12 protein-coding genes are annotated in these 19,575 nt (G+C 51.4%); 9 read left to right on the forward strand and 3 right to left on the reverse strand.

The window, feature by feature from the left end; translation table 11 throughout:
- Both dnaE and tilS read left to right on the forward strand, forming a co-directional pair.
- Positions 1-3,474, forward strand: a complete 3,474-nt coding sequence (dnaE, locus tag Q1B47_RS01785; protein ID WP_299787694.1) for a DNA polymerase III subunit alpha — start codon at positions 1-3, stop codon at positions 3,472-3,474.
- A 1-nt stretch (position 3,475) separates the two neighbouring features.
- Positions 3,476-4,939, forward strand: coding sequence for a tRNA lysidine(34) synthetase TilS (gene tilS / locus Q1B47_RS01790; RefSeq protein WP_299787697.1), 1,464 nt, complete (start codon positions 3,476-3,478; stop codon positions 4,937-4,939).
- Between the two features lie 12 nt (positions 4,940-4,951).
- Here tilS and Q1B47_RS01795 read toward each other — a convergent pair whose 3' ends face one another.
- Positions 4,952-5,833 (reverse strand): GGDEF domain-containing protein, encoded by an 882-nt coding sequence (locus tag Q1B47_RS01795; protein WP_299787700.1) that lies wholly within the window; start codon positions 5,831-5,833, stop codon positions 4,952-4,954.
- Positions 5,834-6,018: 185 nt separating this feature from the next.
- Between Q1B47_RS01795 and Q1B47_RS01800 the strand changes: the two genes are divergently transcribed.
- The gene (locus tag Q1B47_RS01800; protein WP_299787703.1) at positions 6,019-7,968 is read left to right on the forward strand and encodes a monovalent cation:proton antiporter-2 (CPA2) family protein; all 1,950 of its coding nucleotides are present in this window, start codon (positions 6,019-6,021) and stop codon (positions 7,966-7,968) included.
- 65 nt (positions 7,969-8,033) lie between these two features.
- Positions 8,034-8,738: an SGNH/GDSL hydrolase family protein gene (locus Q1B47_RS01805; protein WP_299787706.1), complete on the forward strand. Its 705-nt coding sequence runs from the start codon at positions 8,034-8,036 to the stop codon at positions 8,736-8,738.
- A 20-nt stretch (positions 8,739-8,758) separates the two neighbouring features.
- On the opposite strand, the gene Q1B47_RS01810 is transcribed toward Q1B47_RS01805, so the two are convergent.
- Positions 8,759-9,886 (reverse strand): patatin-like phospholipase family protein, encoded by a 1,128-nt coding sequence (locus tag Q1B47_RS01810; protein WP_299787709.1) that lies wholly within the window; start codon positions 9,884-9,886, stop codon positions 8,759-8,761.
- A gap of 394 nt (positions 9,887-10,280) precedes the next feature.
- Here Q1B47_RS01810 and Q1B47_RS01815 point away from each other — a divergent pair, with 394 nt between their 5' ends.
- Positions 10,281-10,943: a response regulator transcription factor gene (locus Q1B47_RS01815; protein ID WP_299787712.1), complete on the forward strand. Its 663-nt coding sequence runs from the start codon at positions 10,281-10,283 to the stop codon at positions 10,941-10,943.
- Here Q1B47_RS01815 and Q1B47_RS01820 read toward each other — a convergent pair.
- Positions 10,904-14,389: a PAS-domain containing protein gene (locus Q1B47_RS01820; RefSeq protein ID WP_299787715.1), complete on the reverse strand. Its 3,486-nt coding sequence runs from the start codon at positions 14,387-14,389 to the stop codon at positions 10,904-10,906. The genes Q1B47_RS01815 and Q1B47_RS01820 overlap by 40 nt on opposite strands.
- A gap of 242 nt (positions 14,390-14,631) precedes the next feature.
- On the opposite strand from Q1B47_RS01820, the gene Q1B47_RS01825 reads away from it, so the two are divergent.
- The 4 genes from Q1B47_RS01825 to Q1B47_RS01840 all read left to right on the forward strand — a co-directional run bounded on the left by Q1B47_RS01825 (position 14,632) and on the right by Q1B47_RS01840 (position 19,504).
- Positions 14,632-15,672, forward strand: coding sequence for a DcaP family trimeric outer membrane transporter (locus Q1B47_RS01825; protein ID WP_299787718.1), 1,041 nt, complete (start codon positions 14,632-14,634; stop codon positions 15,670-15,672).
- 180 nt (positions 15,673-15,852) lie between these two features.
- Entirely contained in the window at positions 15,853-16,650 is a 798-nt protein-coding gene (locus tag Q1B47_RS01830) for an ABC transporter ATP-binding protein (RefSeq protein WP_299787721.1), read from the forward strand.
- Positions 16,650-18,614 carry a long-chain fatty acid--CoA ligase gene (locus Q1B47_RS01835; RefSeq protein ID WP_299787724.1) on the forward strand — a complete coding sequence of 655 codons (1,965 nt, stop codon included), beginning with the start codon at positions 16,650-16,652 and terminating at the stop codon, positions 18,612-18,614. The genes Q1B47_RS01830 and Q1B47_RS01835 overlap by 1 nt, the downstream gene beginning before the upstream one ends.
- Positions 18,611-19,504, forward strand: a complete 894-nt coding sequence (locus tag Q1B47_RS01840) for a branched-chain amino acid ABC transporter permease (protein WP_299787727.1) — start codon at positions 18,611-18,613, stop codon at positions 19,502-19,504. The genes Q1B47_RS01835 and Q1B47_RS01840 overlap by 4 nt, the downstream gene beginning before the upstream one ends.
- Positions 19,505-19,575 lie beyond the last annotated feature (71 nt).

Genomic DNA, 19,575 nt, shown 5'->3' on the forward strand with positions numbered 1-19,575 from the left:
ATGTCTGATCCCCGTTTCGTGCATCTGCGTGTTCACAGTGACTTCTCTATGTCAGATGGACTGGCAAAGGTTAAGCCCATCGTCGGAAAGGTTTCTGAGTTAGGCATGCCTGCGGTGGCATTGACCGATCAGACTAACCTGTGTGGTCTGGTGAAGTTCTACGGAGCCTGTCACGGCGCCGGGATCAAGCCGTTAATCGGTGCCGATTTCTGGGTGAAAGTACCGGGATTTGATAAAGATTTTTGTGCCGTTACCGTCCTGGCCATGAATAACGAGGGTTATAAGAATTTAACACTCTTGATCAGTGATGCCTATCTGCGGGGGCATCTCGACGACAGGGCTGTCATCGACCATGAGTGGCTGGCTAAGTATAACGAAGGTCTTATTCTGCTCTCCGGCGGACGTCAGGGCGATATCGGGATGGCGCTGCTGAAGGGTAACCAGGGCCAGGTCGATTCGTTAGTCGAGTTTTACCAGACACATTTTCCCGACAGATATTATCTTGAACTATTGAGAACCGGTCGCCCCGATGAGGAGCGCTATCTGCATATGGCGGTGGAGTTGGCCGGGGAGAAGGGGCTGCCTGTGGTGGCGACCAATCAGGTCGTCTTCAATAGCCCTGAGCTGTTTGAAGCCCATGAGATCCGAGTGGCTATCTCCGATGGTTTTACCCTTGCCGATCCCCGTCGCCCTAAGAAGTACAGCGCAGAGCAGTACTTTAAGAGCAGTGAGCAGATGTGTGAGCTGTTTGAAGATATCCCCGAGGCGATTGAAAATACGGTCGAGATCGCTAAACGCTGTAATGTTACCGTTCGTTTAGGTGAATACTTCCTGCCTAACTTTCCGACCGGCGATCTGACCATCGAGGACTATCTGGTCGATGTGTCCCAAAAGGGGTTGGAGGAGAGACTGGAGTTCCTCTTTCCCGATCCCCAAGTGAGAGCAGAGAAGCGCCCTAAGTATGATGACCGACTCGACGTCGAGCTGAAGGTGATCAACCAGATGGGATTCCCGGGTTACTTTCTTATCGTGATGGAGTTCATTCAGTGGGGTAAAGATCACGATATCCCTATCGGTCCAGGACGTGGTTCCGGTGCCGGTTCACTGGTTGCTTACGCCCTCAAAATTACCGATCTGGATCCGCTGGAATATGAGCTGCTGTTCGAGCGATTCTTGAATCCTGAGCGTGTATCTATGCCGGATTTCGATATCGATTTCTGCATGGACAGGCGTGATGAGGTTATCGATCACGTTGCCGAGCTCTATGGCCGGGATGCGGTATCTCAGATCATCACCTTCGGTACCATGGCGGCAAAGGCCGTTATCCGGGATGTAGGGCGAGTCCTGGGCCATGCCTATGGTTTTGTTGACCGGATCTCAAAAATGGTTCCCGCCGAGCCCGGTATGACTCTGGCGAAGGCGTTCGAGGTGGAGCCCGCGCTGCAGGAGTCCTATGATGCCGATGAGGAGGTGAAAGACCTGATCGATATGTGTCGTATCCTGGAAGGGGTTACTCGTAACGCGGGTAAGCACGCAGGTGGGGTGGTTATCTCCCCTACAACCATCACAGATTTTGCCCCCATCTATTGTGATGCCGAAGGACTCAACCCTGTTACCCAGTTCGATAAGAATGATGTAGAAACTGCGGGCCTGGTTAAGTTTGACTTCCTGGGACTGAGAACCCTGACGATTGTCGACTGGGCGCTGCAGATGGTTAATGCCAAGAAGGATAAGCAGGGTAAGGAGCGGGTGCGCATCGAGTCCATTCCGCTCGACGATCCGGCCAGTTTCAGATTGCTGCAACGTTATGAGACTACAGCGGTTTTCCAGCTTGAATCCCGCGGTATGAAAGACCTGATTAAACGACTTCAGCCAGATTGCTTCGAAGATATGATTGCACTGGTAGCCCTGTTCAGACCTGGTCCGCTGCAGTCGGGCATGGTAGATAACTTCATCGAGCGAAAGCATGGCCGGGAGGAGGTCTCCTACCCCGATTCTGAGTACCAGCACGAGTCACTGCAATGGGTACTCGAGCCTACCTATGGCATCATCCTCTATCAGGAGCAGGTGATGCAGATCGCTCAGGTACTCGCCGGCTACTCCCTAGGTGGGGCGGACATGCTGCGTCGTGCTATGGGTAAGAAGAAACCCGAAGAGATGGCGAAACAGCGCGGTACCTTCGAAGCGGGCGCGGTGAAGAATGGTATCGACGGTGAATTGTCGATGAAGATCTTCGATCTGGTAGAGAAGTTTGCCGGTTATGGTTTCAACAAGTCTCACTCAGCCGCCTACGCCTTGGTCTCCTACCAAACCCTGTGGCTTAAAACCCACTATCCGGCCGAGTTTATGGCCGCGGTAATGTCTGCGGATATGGATAACACAGATAAAATTGTTATCCTGGTCGATGAGTGTGAGCGCATGGGAATGCCGCTGCTTCCGCCTGATGTGAACAAGGGCCTGCTTAAGTTTAACGTCGATGATGAAGGTAACATTGTCTATGGCATCGGTGCCATCAAGGGCGTGGGTGAGGGGCCGGTAGAGTCTATCCTGGCCGCCCGTGAAAATGGTCCCTTCAAAGACCTGTTTGACTTTTGTGCCCGCGTGGATCTCAAGAAACTGAATAAGCGCATCATGGAGAAGCTCATCTGTGCCGGTGCCCTGGATAACCTGGGGCCTCACCGCGCGGCGATGCTGGCGACCCTGCCTGAAGCCATTCGCGCCGCGGACCAAAATGCCAAGGCCGAAGCCATAGGTCAACACGATATGTTCGGTCTGCTCAACTCCGATCCCGAAGATGTGAAGCAGCAATTTGTTGAATGTACCCCCTGGCCAGATAAGGTCTGGCTTGAGGGAGAGCGTGAGACATTGGGGCTCTATCTGACCGGACACCCGATTAACCAGTACCTGAAAGAGCTAAAACATTATACTTCCGGGCGCCTTAAAGATGTGCACCCGACGGAGCGGGGAAAGACGACCAAGGCCGCCGGACTGGTTGTTGCAACGCGTGTAATGATGACCAAGCGTGGCTCTAAGATGGGCCTGGTTACCCTGGACGATAAGAGTGCCCGTCTCGAGGTCATGTTATTTACCGAGGCGTTTGAAAAGTTTAATCATCTGCTTGAGAAAGACCGAATCCTGATCATCGAGGGTGAGGTGAGTTTTGATGATTTCTCCGGCGGAAATCGCATGACTGCCAGAAACATTATCGATATGGGAGAGGCGAGAAGCCACTTCGCCAGTGCCGTCGAGGTCGATCTGGACAGCGGGGCTATCGATGAGGCCTGGTTAGAGCGGTTTAAAGAGATCGTTGAGCCCTGGAAAGATGGTGCCGTGCCTGTCATCGTCAACTATGTTCAGTCCCAGGCCAAGGCGCAGTTCAGGCTGGGAGACAGTTGGCGCGTTAACCCCACAGATGAGTTGATGCTGGCGCTGGAGACCTTAACTGGAGGTGGTAAGGTGAGGATCCTTTTCTAAGATGAGTGACAGTGGCCTAAACAGCGAGCTTGATGTCGAAAACTTAATCGCACAGTGTGTCAAGAAGGCATCTGTCAGAACCGGTTCAAAGTTAGTACTCGCTTACAGTGGTGGTGTCGATTCTGAGGTGTTAGCCGCCGGGCTGTCACAGTTTGCCAAAGGTCATCCCCAATATCGTTACCTGTTAGTGCATGTTCACCATGGCTTAAGCCCGAATGGTGATGTCTGGGCCGACCATTGCCGGTCACAGGCGCAAAAGTATGAGCTACCCATAGAGATTAAGCATGTCGAAGTCAGAGTGGGACCAAGGCTGAGTATCGAGGCTCAGGCCCGCAGTGCCCGCTATGATGCGATAACTGCGTCGATGGCGCCGGGCGATGCTTTGCTTACCGCCCATCATTTAGACGATCAACTCGAGACTGTGCTGCTTGCGCTCAAAAGAGGCCTGGGACCCAAGGGGCTGTCGGCGATGGGGGAGGTACAGAGATTCGACAGAGACAAGCTGTTACTCAGGCCGCTGCTGTCGGTTAGCCGTGAGCAGATTGAAGCCAAGGCCATAGGTGACTCGATAGCCCATATCGAAGATGAGAGTAATCAAGATAGTAAGTATGACCGGAATTTTTTACGCCTTGAGATCATCCCTAAGCTCAAGCAGCGCTGGAGCTCGATTGCCGTAACGGCGAGCCGAAGTGCCGCCTTGTGTGCGCAGCAGCAGGCCGTGCTCGACGAGGAGGTCAGTAAACGCTTACCCTCCGTTATCGACGAGTCCGGTCAGGGAGTCGGAACTGGCCTGATACTCAGTGAGCTTAATAAGCAGAGTGACAACTGGCAGCTGCTGTTGCTGCGTGGCTATATAGATCATCTGGGGTTTGCGCCCCTGTCACAGGTACAACTGGAGCAGGTATTGTCTCAACTGCTAGATGCCAAATCCGATGCTAAGGTTGAGTTGAGGTTAGGGGATACTCTTATCAGGCGCTTTAAAGACAGAGCTTATATCTCCTCGGTGAAGAGAGAGCAATCCGGGCAGGTAGAGGTGTCGCGCCTTGAGCTGGATCTTTGCCCCCTGTTATCGTCCGCTCCTGTTCAGCCGGAGGAGGTAAGTCGAGTGCAGAATGATGAAGCCGGGCTCTTTTTCAGGCTATCCGGAGTTAAATCTCTGCGGGTTTTTCGAACCGTTAACGGCGATAGAGTTCGTCTGCCTGAAGCTGATGAGAGGGTGTCGGTTCGATTCAATATTGGCGGAAGTACCCGCTGTGCTCCCCATAACAGACAGAAGGGGCGAGAGCTGAAGAAATTATGGCAGGAGTATGGGATCCCTCCCTGGGAACGGGACAGGGTACCCTTTATCTTCTATGACGAGCGCTTGGTATGTGCGGTCGGCTACTGGGTTGAGAAGGCATCTATCTGTAACGGGTCAAATGCCGGTTTGGGCTATACCATAGTAAGGCGTAACGGTAATTCGTAACTTAAAACCCATTTACTCTCCATCGATTCTGAAACATTGCCGTCCGGCCGCTTTTGCCTGGTAGAGCGCCCGGTCTGCCCGTTCATAAAGTACCGACTCAGACTCGTCGTCCCTCCACTGTGCAACGCCCATACTGGTCTGTATCTCATGCTTCTCGAACAGGGGCAGCGAGGACATGGCAGTTAAGATCCGTTCGCACAAGATAGCGGCGGCCCGGGTGCCTCCTTGTACCAGGACGACAAATTCATCCCCCCCGATGCGAAATGCCTGATCGGTATTTCGAATTGCACCAGTGAGTAGTTGACCAAACTCAGACAACACCATGTCACCGAACTGATGTCCGTAACGGTCGTTGAGCTTTTTGAAGTTATCCAGATCCAGTACGACTAACGAAAGGTCGTTGCTGTAGCGCTTCGATGCGGCAATTGCTTTCTTGATACTCTCGATATAATAGTGACGGTTGCCTAATTTTGTGAGGGAGTCAAACATGGCCTGCTGTGACATCTCATGAAACTGGGTGGCATTAAACAACGGCAGCAGTACTAAGGTTTGCAGTGTCTGTAACCTTTGAGCCTGTGACGGCGTCAAGGGCGACTTCAGACTATATTGCAGTGTTGCCGTCTCGCCTGAGCACTCAAGTTGTTGCTTGACCATTAGCCCATGACGTTTTCCCCAGCTAAACTGATAGTGTTTAAAGTTCAGCTTTACACCGTCTATAGGCAAATGTTGGCCCATGACTTTGCCGAAACAGGCAAAAACTGTCCTGGGATCTAAACTTTCATGTAGTTGTTGAATAATTTCCACTAAGTCGAGTTCAGGCTTATTACCTGAGTATATTTCAGGTTGATACTGATACTCATCGGGATAAAACTCTGTCGCTAGGCCAAAGTCCATAATTAGTACTCCATCAATGCCGGACTTGCTGAGGTTAACTACCCTCTCAATTGCATGTTTACTAGCAATAACTGTGCCTAATAATTTGTTAATTAAATTTGTCTTTATTTGTCATTGAGTTAATCTTTCAGGTGTCAGTAATAAAAAATGATGTGTCAGTTATTTGACTTGGAGCCAAAAATTAAATGGAACATAGTTTTCTCATTCAAGTTCTCTTGATGCTTGTAGTGGCAATTATCTCAATTGCTCTGCTCAGGCGCGCTGGTTTGCCGGCGATCCTGGCTTATCTGCTCACAGGTGTGATTAGTGGTCCTTCAGGTTTTAACTGGTTCAGCCAACATCAGATGCACTCTGTTGCCGAGTTGGGTGTGGTGTTACTCATGTTTAGCTTAGGCCTGGAGTTCTCTCTTCCCAGGCTGTGGGCGATGAGACGAACGGTATTTGGCCTGGGTAGTGCTCAGGTTGTCGTTACCACCTTGTTGGCGACAGGTATCTCATATTTAGGTTCGCTGACCTTAGTCGAGTCCATAGTCGTGGGATCGGCTATAGCGCTCTCATCCACCGCCATCGTCCTTAAACTGCTCAATGAACAGGGTTGGTTAAGAAGGCGTCATGGGGAGCTCTCGGTGAGTGTGCTGCTGTTTCAGGATCTGGCCGTCGTTCCCCTGTTGATCTTGCTGCCTCTGTTGGCGAGTGACGGCGAGGTACTGTCGGCGACGGCCATCGGCTATGCCATGGCCGAGGGGGTGCTGGCTTTCGTGGTCTTGATGGCTTTCGGTAAGTGGGGGTTACCCAGATTATTCGATGAGGTCGCGCGCTCGCGATCAAATGAACTGTTTATGCTCTCGACTCTGGTGGTGGCCCTGTTGACCGGGGCTCTGACTCAGTGGTTAGGCTTATCTATGGCGCTGGGAGCATTTATGGCGGGGATGCTGCTGGGGGAGAGTCAGTATAAGCGTCAGCTTGAGGCGGATATCAGACCGTTTCGTGATCTATTGATGGGGCTGTTTTTTATCTCTATCGGTATGCTGCTCGACTTCACCTTGGTACTCCAGTTCTGGTGGCAGATCTTAGTCTTGCTGGTGGCGGTGATTTTCGGGAAGGCGTTAGTGATCTTCGGTCTGTTAAGGGCCGCCAGGGAGTCGTTCAGAATCTCCCTGTCCACGGCCTTGAGTCTGGCTCAGGTGGGAGAGTTCAGCTTTGTGGTGTTGGCTCTGGCGGTGAATTACCGTTTGCTGGATATCGCCCTGAGCACTAAGTTGGTGATGGTGGCGGTTCTCTCTATGGCCGTCGCTCCCTGGTTGGTGAGGCACAGTGTCGATATCGCGCGTTATCTGCAAGGGGTGAGGCCCAAAGCCGATAAACCCTCTGCTATTGAACCTAATATCGAACATGAGAATGATCTCGTATTAATTCTGGGTTATGGGCGAGTGGGTCAGACTATCGCCCGCTTTATGAAAACCGAAGCGGTACCATTTTTGGTGCTCGACCTGGATCCCACCCGGGTCTCAGAGGCGAGAAAAGCGGGGGAGCCGGTCTATTTTGGTGATGTCTGTAAGCGCAGCATACTTAAGCAGGCCAAAATCCGCGAGGCTAAGCTTATCGTACTGACATTCAGTAATGCCCGTATTCTGGAAGAGGTGTTACCTCTGTGCAGACAGTTGGCGCCAGATTCTAAGATTCTGGTCAGAACCCGTGATGATACCGGGATGGAGGAGCTGGAGGAGGCGGGGGCCAGTCAGGTGATACCGGAAACGCTTGAGGGAAGCCTGATGTTAGTTTCTCAGGTGTTGTATCAGTGTGGAGTTCCGCTCACCAGGATCCTCAAGCGACTGGAGTATGAGAGGCGTAACCACTATCAGTATCTCCATGGCTTCTTCTCCGGGGCCGAAACTGACTTCACCCTCGAGCACCTTCATGCCGTTGCGCTTCCCAAGGGAGCAAGCGCGGTTGGGTTAACGTTGGCCGAGATCCCCTGGGAGAAACTGAGGGTTGAGATCAGGGCCGTGAGACGCGCCGGCTCAGAAGTTGAAAGCCCTGAGTTGAATTGGAGTATTCGTCCCGGCGATACCTTGATCATTCTGGGTAAGCCACGGCGGATCGAGAAGGCCGAACACTACCTGCTTCAGGGCTAAGAGTCCTGTTGGCCGTTAGCTTTAGCTTGCTACCAAGAGTGAGTCATTTGAGCGTAGGGGGAAATTTGCACAACTTAATCATAATCCTGCTTGCTCCGCTGTTGCTGTTACAGGGGCGCTATGTTCGTCAAAATACTCCCAGACTACCCGAGGCGGCGGGTGACAGAGGCGGAAGTCTGGGTGAGGGAAGACCTCTCAGAGTACTGCTGGTTGGAGATTCGGCTGCAGCCGGAGTCGGCGTCGATACTCAGTCACAAGCCCTGTCAGGCTGCCTTACCCGAGAGCTGGCCAGAGACTACCGGGTGCATTGGCAGCTGATCGCCAAGTCCGGTAATACAACGGCGGATCTTATCCGGACATTGGAGGAGCTTGAGCCGGGAGAATTTGATGTGGTGCTGATCTCGCTGGGGGTAAACGATGTGCTCAGCCCACTCAGGGTTAGCCGCTGGATAGAGCAGCAGGGAGGATTGATTAAGCTGTTGAGAAGACAGTTTTCCGTTCGACACATCTTGCTTACCCATGTGCCACCGATGGAGCAGTTTCCGGCATTACCTCAGCCACTGAGATGGTGTTTAGGCCAGCGGGCTAAGGCGTTTAACACCCGGCTCACTGAGTTAAGCAGGGCGGATAAAAATTGTGAACTGGTTAATATCGAGCAGGCCTTAGATAGGCGGGATATGGCTGTCGATGGTTTCCATCCCGGTAGCAAGATATACCGGGTATGGGGGGAGAGCGCTGCAGACTTGATTGCCCGGCGCCTCGGGCAGTAACGGATTTAATCTCATTATTGCTATTTTTCTATCTCAAAGAAATCCCGGATCTCATCAATCTGACACATGGCATCCTGATAGCCCAGATCGATCAGTGCGCTACAGTAAGCCCTTTCGAACAGCAGATAGGAGACGATACTCGAATCTGTCTGCTGCTTAATTCCCAAAGGCCTCAGCATAGATTTAACCGCGAAGGGCATCTCCTGATAATAGTGGGAGGCCAACTGGCTGAGATCTTCACTGGGTTTGATGACCAGAGTTTCGATATGGGTCAGTGGCAGCTTCTTGCAGTCCTCTTTGGGAATGAGTGATAGGGTGTTGTTGATCCTTTCGAGACGCTCCAGATCGCTGTTGAGCGTATCTGAAAAGATGGTGTCGAGCAGATGACCGGTAATTGTCGCCGTTTTGGGGTGGTGCTCTAACTCCTGTGGCAGCTGTTTATGGGGGCTCTCGAGATTGATCACCATGATTTTTTTGGCCCCTAAGTGAATCGGGCTGCTCAGGGGGGCGAGTTGGTGTACCGAGCCATCACCGTAATAGCCTTGATTAAGCTTTATTGACGGAAAGATGAGTGGAATGGCACTGCTTGCCAGCAGGTGCTCGGTGTTAAGCTGAGTTCTTTCCCCCCTGCGTCTGTCTCTGTGCCACTCCTTAATATCCCGGCTGGCCTGAAAAAAGGTGACAGAACGGGAGGTGTTATAGCAGGAGGTGTCTATGCTAAGGGCATTGAGGGCACCGCTGGCGATGTTTCTGTCTATACGCACGAAATTGATTAACTGGTTGAGGAGATCTCGCAGAGGGCTGCTGTTAAACAGGCTGCCGGGACCGGTGTTGACCCTATCCTCCTGAATGCTCATCAGTAACATCTTACTTAAATGGGTCAGAATACCGCCCGCCGAGGAGCTGTATATTTTACTGGTGTGGAAGTTACGCCACACCCACTCCAGCTTTCTTACACCCAGGTGAAAGCAGGATGCATGGGTTGCAATGGAGGTACCGTTAATGGCACCGGCCGATGTGCCGCATATTATCTTAAACGGGATACCATGATTGCGTGGGTAAAACTGCACTATGGCTTTCAGCACCCCTACCTGGTATGCCGCACGTGCTCCACCACCGCCAAGAACTAATGCTGTTTTATCAGGCAAAGCGATCTCCTAATGCCTTGTGTTGAAAAACAAATGATTACCCGATTTAGAATATGTGAGACCTTGTTAATGTACAAGTGGCAGTCGAATATTTAATCGTTTTCAACGGCTGGTATACTCATCGAAGGGGAGTGTCGTGCTCTTACCCATGAGTTACCAGGCTTTGAATAGGCATAACGTAAATTAATTATTCCGGGTTCGATACTCAGGACCTAGTTAATAAGTCTATAATCCAAGTCGTAAAATTGATATTTTCCTTCGGTTAAAACGGTCTAACTTGTTGTAAAATTGTTACTTTCACTCTGTAGCCTGATTATCCGAGCCTCGCTGGAAGTAGTTGATCTTCTTTATTATCACGTTAGACTGAATATTGCTCATTAACGAGGAGTTAACAATGTTGCAGCCGCTTAAAATAATAATAGCTGATGACCACCCACTGTTTCGCCAGGCCCTGACTAATATATTAGCGCCAAATTTTGATGACGTGATCCTTTATGAGGCTGAAACTATTTCAGAGTTAGACACGCTCTTGTCGGAGCATGATGATGTCGATCTACTGCTGCTCGATCTGAATATTCCCAAGGCCCACGGCTTTAATACCTTGATCAGCATCAGGAACTGTTTTCCCCATATGGGGGTGATAGTGATCTCGGGTCAGGAAGATAAGGTGACCGTTTCCAAGAGTATGTCTTTCGGAGCTGCAGGATTCATCCCTAAGTCGACTTCAGCTGAGGTGATGCTGGAGGCGATACAGAGTGTGCTCTCAGGCAAGCAGTGGCTGCCACCAGGCTGTAGTAACTTTGATGCGGTAGAAGCCGATAGTATGAGTGGTAAGATCATGAGCCTTTCACCAAGGCAACATCGCATCTTGATGATGTTTGCCGATGGAATGTTAAATAAGCAGATCGCTTATGAACTCGGCTTGTCGGAGGCAACCATTAAGGCTCATGCCAGTGCAATCTTTTTAAAGTTAGGTGTGCATACCCGAACTCAGGCCGTGATCGCCATGAGTCAGCTTCAGCTCGATAAGAGCTCCTTCTCACTCGAAGCGCAGTAGTTTTTTCGCAGACTCTGCGCAAGTGTCGCACTCATCATTGCCCGAAGTGCTATGGGCTTAATGATCTTACGCAGGTAGCCATAACCCATGTTCCTGGCCTGTTGAACGACGGCTTCGTCTATGGTCGCAGTGATCAGTATGCCGGGCAGGGGCAGATCTGATAATGCCTGCAGCTCTGTCATCAGGGCGAGCCCATCCAGGCTGTCATCGAGCTGGTAGTCGACCAGCATGATATCTATCTCACTGGCGTGCTTTTTAAATTGCTGCTTTGCCTGCTTGACTGAGCCTGCGCCGTATACCCGACACCTCCAGCCACTGAGCAGCTCAGTCATACCGGCAAGCACGTTAGGGTCGTTGTCGATACACAGCACATTGACGCCATGCAGGGTCAGGATATCTGCCTCACTTCTCTCGAGCCGTGTGGCAATGGGCGATGCTATCTCTAAGGTGAGGCTAAAGATACTGCCGTGACCTACCGATGATGAGAGTGTCAGCTGCTGCTTTAAAAGTGAGGCCAGCCCCTGAGCAATATTCAGTCCCAGACCCAGACCGTTTACTCCCAGGTGCCCCGATGGCTGCAGTCGGGTAAATTGCTCAAAGATAACCGCCTGCTTGTCCGGCGGGATCCCGGGGCCGTTGTCTACGACCTGAATCTTGATTCCACTCCCCTGCCGGCGACAACCCAGAAGGATTTTGCCATTGGGGGCATACCTGAAGGCGTTGCTTATCAGGTTTTGTAAAATTCGCCTTAGCATCACCTTGTCACTCGACACCCAGAGCCTGGTATCCACATGACGAAACTCCACATTGGCATTTTCAGATATCGCGCCGTACTCATCGACGATGGAGTCCAAAACCTCCTGCAGTGCAAAGCGCTCAATTTCGGGAACCAGGGTGCCACTCTCGATACGGGAGATCTCATTGAGGTCCAGCAGTAACTCGTTGGCTACTTTCAGCGAGTTGTCTATGTATCCCATCTGCTGCTTCTGTTTTTCGCTGAGCTGGCTACTCTGTACGAAAGCGGATGAGAACAGACGTGCCGCTGACAGAGGCTGCAACAGATCATGACTGCAGGCTTTCAGGTATTGACTCTTCTTCTGGTGGGCCTGCTCCACCTTTTGAATTGCGTCGGCAAGCTCTGCGTTGCTCTGCTCCAGGTTGAGATTAGCCTGCTCCAGCTTCCTGGTCCGTTCATAGACTCTGGCTTCGAGATCCAGATTTTTCTCCTTCAGCAGGTTTTCAGCTTCACGGTACATGGAGATGTCTGAGAAGATCATCACAAAGCCGCCGTCGGGAATAGGGTTCCCCTCGATACGGATCGTCTTGCCGTCGCTCTGGGTTCTCTCGGTGCTGTGGCGGCTCCCCTGTCGCAGAAATGCCAGACGTCGTTCGACCTGTTGTTCAATATTCTTATTAAACTTTCCCCCGTGACTCAGGTTATATCGGATGAGCTGGCTCACCGGGCATCCTATGTAGATAAGATCGTCCGGGTAGTTGAACAGCTCCAGATACTGCTTATTCCAGGCGACCAGCTTGAGGTCACTGTCGATAACCGATATTCCCTCGCTGGCATTCTCGATGGCGCTGTGAAGTACCGAGCGGCTGAACTCCATTCTATGGCTGGAGGCATCTTCGACCAGCTGTGCCACCTCATTGATGGCGATGTCCCGGCCATTGAGGGCACAGGAGATCACCAAACGGGCCGAGGCAGATCCCATCACTTTGGCCAGCATATTTTCCGTATAGAAGATAAGCGCCTGATTATGGCTGCTCTTGTCAGATGCCAGGGATGCCTGTCGGCTGAAGAGTTCCCTAAACTCCTGCTCTGCCCGCTCTTCGCCCACGAAACGTGCTACCAACAGCTGCAGATCTTTCGGCTTGATATTCTTCTGGATCCCGGGGGGTAAATTGTCGATATCCGGCCTCTCGATAAAGTGTTCATTCTGCATCTGTTCCTGAACGCTCTGTCTGGTGAGCAGTGAAACCAGCCATACCATAAGGATATTCACCAGCAGACCTATCAGGGTTGCCATGGTCGTCATTGAGTATTCGCTGCCGGCTAGAGGGTGAGGGTAAAACCCCAGTTGCGGCAACATGTTGAGTACCAGCCAAAGACTGAAGCCACTGGAGATCCCAAGGATGGCTCCGACCAGGGTGACCCTGCGCCATAAGAAGGCGGCAAACAGGGTTGGTCCTATCTGAGCTATGGCCCCGAATGCGACTTCGCCGAGGGAGGCAAGCGTATCGGGCGGTGCCAGCAAAAACATGCCATAACTCAAGAAGATGACCAGAGACACCAGCGCCTTTCGAATGCTCAACAGGTGTGAGCGGAAACGGTGAAAGTTGGTGCTCTGGATGTTGCTGAATTTAAACAAGGTTGGAAAGACCACCTCATTGCTCAACATAGTGCTCAAGGCTATCGTGGAGATGATGACCATAGAGCTGGCCGCCGAAATGGCTCCCAGAAAACTGAATAAGCCCAGCCAGGCGTGGCCATTGAAGGCGGGCAGGAATAACACATATGCATCGCTCTTGAGCGAATCGCCGTAAAGCAGGTTACCCGCTTGTCCAAGTGGTGTGGCAAAAAAGGCGAACACTAAAATATAGATGGGGAAGGTCCAGCGGCTCCATATGGCGTGCTTCTGCTCCTTGAGTTCGACGATAAGTACCTGAAACTGGCGGGGCAGACAGAGAAATGCACTGAGGACGATGAAGAGCAGGCCGAACATGGAGAACAGATTCGGATAATTAAACTGTGTCGAGGCGGGTAGGGTCTCGTTCGCCTGATTCCAGATCTGAAGGGGAGAGTCAAACAGAAAGAATGAGACAAATATTCCGACAGTCAGGTAGGCGATGAGCTTGACGAAGGACTCGAAGGCGATCGCTAACATCATCCCCGGATGGCGCTCGGTGACGTCGATGGCCCTGACACCGAAGATGATGGTAAATCCTGCCAGAATAACACTCACGATGGCACCTATCTGCCATGAGGACATGAGGTGATCTTGTCGCAATATCTCATAGGAGTTCACAATCGCTTTCAGCTGCAGGGCGATATAGGGCAGGGTGCCGAACAGGGCGACCAGAGTCACTATGAAGGCCAACAGTTGTGACTTGCCAAAGCGAGCCGCAAGCAGATCGGCGATAGAGGTGATGTTGAGTTTCAGGCTGACACGTATCAGTCTCTGAATGAAAGGCCAGGCAAAAATAAACAGTAAAATGGGGGCGATATACACAGGAAGGTATGAAAAGGAGTTGCTTGCCGCTTGCCCGGCCGTTCCTAAAAATCCCCAGGAGGTGCAATAGACGCCCAGTGAGAGGGCATAGATGACCGTGTGTTGTCGATTGACCAGTCTGTTTCGGTACTTATCACCTAAGAAAGCCATCAGGAAGAGCAGACCGATATAGCTGATGCTGATGGTGACTAAGAGCCAGTTGGGAAACATACGCTTCAATGAACCTTATTATGGAGTGCTGCTCCTATGCTGAGCAGGTCAAGACCCTGTTTGTTATAAAATTTAACATATCATATTTCCACTTCCACTTTATCTCTAATTGCTTTCGACTTAAGTATTAGCCCTTTGGTCTTGCGACTTACGGACTAAGACCGCTGCATTAATACCTATTCCCAATTGAGTGAATGCCGGGAATTCTCCATCTTGGCTGCAGACATTAAAGGGGATAGAAGATGCTTATTTCTAAAATTAAAAAGATCGCGTTAGCGGGTTCAATGTGTATATTTGCCGGTTCAGCCATGGCCGGATATGACTTCAAGGTCGGCGAAGATGGCAAGATCAGTTTCGGCGGTTATCTCAAGGTCGATGCGCGCTATGTTAACGGAGACGTTGCCTATCGTGATTTTTGGATCGGCACAGGGACTCCACTGGCCGAAGATGCGTCACAGTTCAGAATTTTTGCTAACGAGTCACGCTTTAACACCAAGTATGTCCATGGTGACGTGACTGGCTTTATCGAGATGGACTTTCTGGGTGGCGGCGGTAATCAGGTGGTCTCCAACTCGGCTAATCCACGCATTCGTCACGCCTTCATCAAATACCAAGGGATCACGGCAGGTCAGACATGGACAACCTTCATGAATACCAGTGCGATACCTGAAACGGCCGACTTTGCCGGCGCAACCGTAGGTTTGGCCTTTATTCGTCAGGGACAGGTACGCTTCGATGCAGGTAACTTCCAGTTCTCTGTTGAAAACCCGGAGAGCGTAGGCGGTGATACTGCCAACGATGATCTCCCCGATGTGGTCGCCCGCTATAACATCAAGGGTGATTGGGGCAATGTGTCGATATCGGCGCTGGGTCGTAGTCTCAATACCACCATGGGCAACAGCGAAACGGCCTTCGGTGGTTCGATAGCAGGACGTATCAAGACCTTTGGTAAAGACGATTTCAGGTTTCAATTCCACCAGGGTGAAGTGGGCCGCTATGTAGGTGTAGGCACCGCCTCAGATCTTATCGGCGAAGAGGTTGAAAGCACCACCTCCTATCTTGCTGCATATCGCCATTACTGGACCGACACACTGAGAAGTACCGTCTTGTATGGCCGCGTTGAAACAGACCTGGCCGATGCCGAGCGTACTCAGTGGAGTGTCAACCTGTTTCAAAACCTGACTCCCCAACTTGCCGTCGGATTTGAGGTCGGCAACTTTGAAATGGGCGACAAGAATGTTGACTCAGATTATGCACAGCTATCAATGAGATACGCACTCTAAACGCTCCATTTAGGGGTGGGGAAACCCACCTCTCTTTTTTAGATACATTGCTTTAGAACGACTAGCACTATTGCAAATCGCCGGACAAATCATCACACAGGTTCTCATGTGCAATGCAGGGCTAGTATCCATCATCGCTGTGACATTAATGAATAGAACCTAAGTTCAAGGAGTATGGGTGTGACAGAAACTATCCTGAAAGTAGACCAGATCTCACTCGCATTTGGTGGTGTTAAGGCACTGACCGATGTGAGCTTTGAGGTAAACAAGGGCGAGGTGTTTTCCATTATCGGCCCCAACGGAGCGGGGAAGACATCTATGCTCAACTGCATCTCGGGCCGCTATCGTCCCAACAGAGGGGCTATTCATTTTGACAACACAGATGTGACCAATCTCAGGCCCAATGACAGGGCCGACCTTGGAATCGGCCGAACTTTCCAAAATCTCGCCCTCTTCGGCCATATGTCGGTGTTGGACAACATCATGGTTGGCCGTCATCACCTGATGAAGAATAACTGGTTAACCGGCCCACTTTATTGGGCTTCTCCTGCCCAGAGTGAGGAGTTGGCTCACCGTCGCCAGGTTGAAGAGATCATCGATTTTCTGGATATCTCACATGTGCGCAAGGCCGTGGCCGGCACGCTCTCATACGGATTACGCAAAAGGGTCGAGCTGGCGCGCGCCATCGCCCTGAAGCCCAAACTTATTCTGCTCGATGAGCCTATGGCCGGAATGAATCTGGAAGAGAAAGAGGATATGGCACGTTACATACTCGATCTCAATGAGGAGTTCGGCATCACAGTGGTCATGATTGAGCATGATATGGGTGTGGTGATGGATATCTCTCATCAGGTCATGGTGCTGGACTTCGGGAAGAAACTGATATGTGGCCTCCCCGATGAGGTGATGGCAGATGAACATGTGAGACAGGCTTACCTGGGGTTAGAAGAAAACGAGCAGTTACAGGAGGTAGGCTAATGAATATGCCTAGTGCAGCGTCATCCAATAACTTTGACATGGGTGATATGGATACCTTTCCAAAGATCCTCAGACATAACGCCACCCTCTGGCCCGATGATGTTGCCATGCGGGAGAAGGAGTTTGGGATCTGGAGTGAGTTCACCTGGATGGATTACCACAACAGGGTGAAGTGGATGACCCTGGCTTTGTCGTCTATGGGGATAGAGGCAAACAGCACCATCGCCCTGCTGGGCGACAACCGACCCGAGTGGGTATGGGGGGAGGTGGCAGCCCATGCGATGAGCTGTTACTCACTGGGGATCTATCAGGACTCTCTGCATGAAGAGGTGGCCTACCTGCTTAACCGGAGTAATGCCAGTGTGGTGATTGCCGAGGATGAGGAGCAGTGTGACAAGTTACTTGAGCTCGAAGAGGGGATCCCCGGCGTCAAATATATTGTCTATTGTGATCCAAGAGGCATGCGTAAATATGATGATCCCCGTCTCATCAGCGTGGAAGATATCTATGCATTGGGACAGCGAATCGACACCGAAACGCCCAGGCTCTTCGATGCATTCGTCGATGCCGGTAAAGCCGAAAATATCGCCATCTACTGCACCACATCGGGGACAACTTCTAAGCCGAAAATCGTGTTGCTTCAAGGTAGTAAGTTTATCGACCACTGCTGCTCATATCTGCGTGCCGATCCACGAGCCCCCGGTGATAACTATGTCTCTGTGTTGCCTCTGCCCTGGATCATGGAGCAGGTGTATGCGGTGGGCCAGGCGCTGATTGCCAGGCAGATCGTGAATTTCGTAGAAGAGCAGGAGACCATGATGGCCGATCTGCGTGAAATCGGCCCCAGCTTTGTCCTGCTCGCCCCCAGAGTGTGGGAGGGGATACTGGCTGATGTGCAGGCGAGAATGATGGACTCCTCACCTCTGAAGCAGGCGCTATTCAATTTCGCCATGAACCGGGCGCAGAAGCGCTTAGCGCAGGGGCGAAAGTCACGCCTGGCCGAGGTGCTGCTGATGAAGGCGCTGCGAGACAGACTAGGTTTTTCATTTTTAAAGTCCGCCGCTACCGGTGGTGCCGCCATGGGACCCGATACCTTTCGCTTCTTCCAGAGTATCGGCGTACCCCTGCGTCAGCTCTATGGTCAGACCGAGATGTGCGGAGCCTATACGATTCATAAGGAAGATGATGTGGATTATGACAGCGTTGGTGTCGCATTCGACAGCGCAGAGGTGAAGGTGATCAACTGTGACAGCGAGGGCGTGGGTGAGGTGGTCGCGAAAACCTTAGGCATGTTCAACGGCTATCTGGGGGATCAGGAGGCGTTTGACGAAGATGTGAAGCATGGGTGGATGCACACGGGCGATGCGGGGTACTTCAAGCCCTCCGGCCACCTTGTGGTTATCGACAGAATTAAAGATCTGGCCAGAACGAGTCACGGTATCCAGTATTCGCCTCAATATATCGAGAATAAGCTTAAGTTCTCATCATTTATCGGTGAGGCGGTGATCTTAGGTAAAGAGCGGCCCTATCTGTCGGCCATCTTATGCATACGTTTCAGCATCGTCTCTAAATGGGCCGAGCAACGTGGCCTGGCTTTCACTAACTACACTAACCTGTCCTCGCTGCCCGAGGTCTATGAGAAGCTGTCTGAGGAGGTTGAGGCCGTCAATCAGACCCTGCCCGATGCCCAGAAGATCAGTAAGTTTATCCTGCTCTACAAGGAGCTCGATGCCGATGATGGTGAGCTGACCCGAACCCGTAAGGTGAGGCGTGGCGTGATAGCCGAAAAGTATGGTGACATCATCTCATCTATCTATAACGATAAACCCCATGTGGATATCGATACCGTGATCACCTTTCAGGATGGCAGTAAATCCCGAATTCAGACCCAACTTAAGGTGGCATCGGTTATCGATACAGCAAGTGTATCCGAGTCACAAATAGAGCAGAGGAGAGCGTCATGAACTTTGAATTACTAATGCAGCTCATCATCAATGGCCTGATTGTCGGGCTACTTTATGGTGTTGTGGGCATGTGCTTTGTCTTAGTCTATAAATCGACTCAGATCGTAAACTTCGCTCAGGGGGAGTTTCTACTGGTGGGTGCCTGGGTGTGTTGGGCATTTTTAATCTATATGGAGTTACCGTTTGTGGTCGGCTTCCTGCTGACATTGGGCTTTATGGCGCTGTTCGGCGTGCTGCTGCAGATGATCGTGCTGCGTCCCATGATAGGAGAGCCGATTATCTCGGTCATCATGGTGACCATAGGTCTGTCGATATTCTTTCAGTCGTTAACTAAATGGATCTTCGGCGTCTCGCCTCAGAGTTACCCTCAGGTCTTCGATACTCAGTCTGTCTCCATCTTCGGACTCAATATCGAGCTTGCCTATCTGATGAGCACTATCATAGCCCTGTGTATCATGGTGGGATTTTTCTTCTTCTTTAAATACTCCAAGCATGGTTTGGCGATGCGGGCGACCGCATTCGATCAACAGGTCGCCCAGAGTCTGGGGATCTCAGTTAAACAGGTGTTCGCCATGAGCTGGGGCATCGCCGCCACAGTTTCTGCCACGGCCGGCGTGGTGATAGGCATGGTTAACGGCGTTTCGGACTCACTCTCATCTATCGGCATCAAGGTGTTCCCGGCGGTGATTTTAGGCGGATTGGATTCTATCGTCGGCGCCATCGTCGGCGGCGTGGTCATCGGTGTGTTAGAGAATATTGCCGAATTTTTCGATAGTCAGTTCCTGCATATAGGCAACATGTACGACATCGCACCGTTTTACGTGCTGTTAGTGATCCTCTGGTTTAAGCCCTATGGCCTGTTTGGTACCCGGGATATTGAGCGTATCTAGGCGGGTTCGAGCAGACATTCAGATTAATTTAAACACATTTTTTAGTGGGCAGTAGATAGAGCTCAAGGAGT

The sequence above is a fragment of the uncultured Shewanella sp. genome (assembly GCF_947501225.1).
Taxonomy (GTDB): domain Bacteria; phylum Pseudomonadota; class Gammaproteobacteria; order Enterobacterales; family Shewanellaceae; genus Shewanella.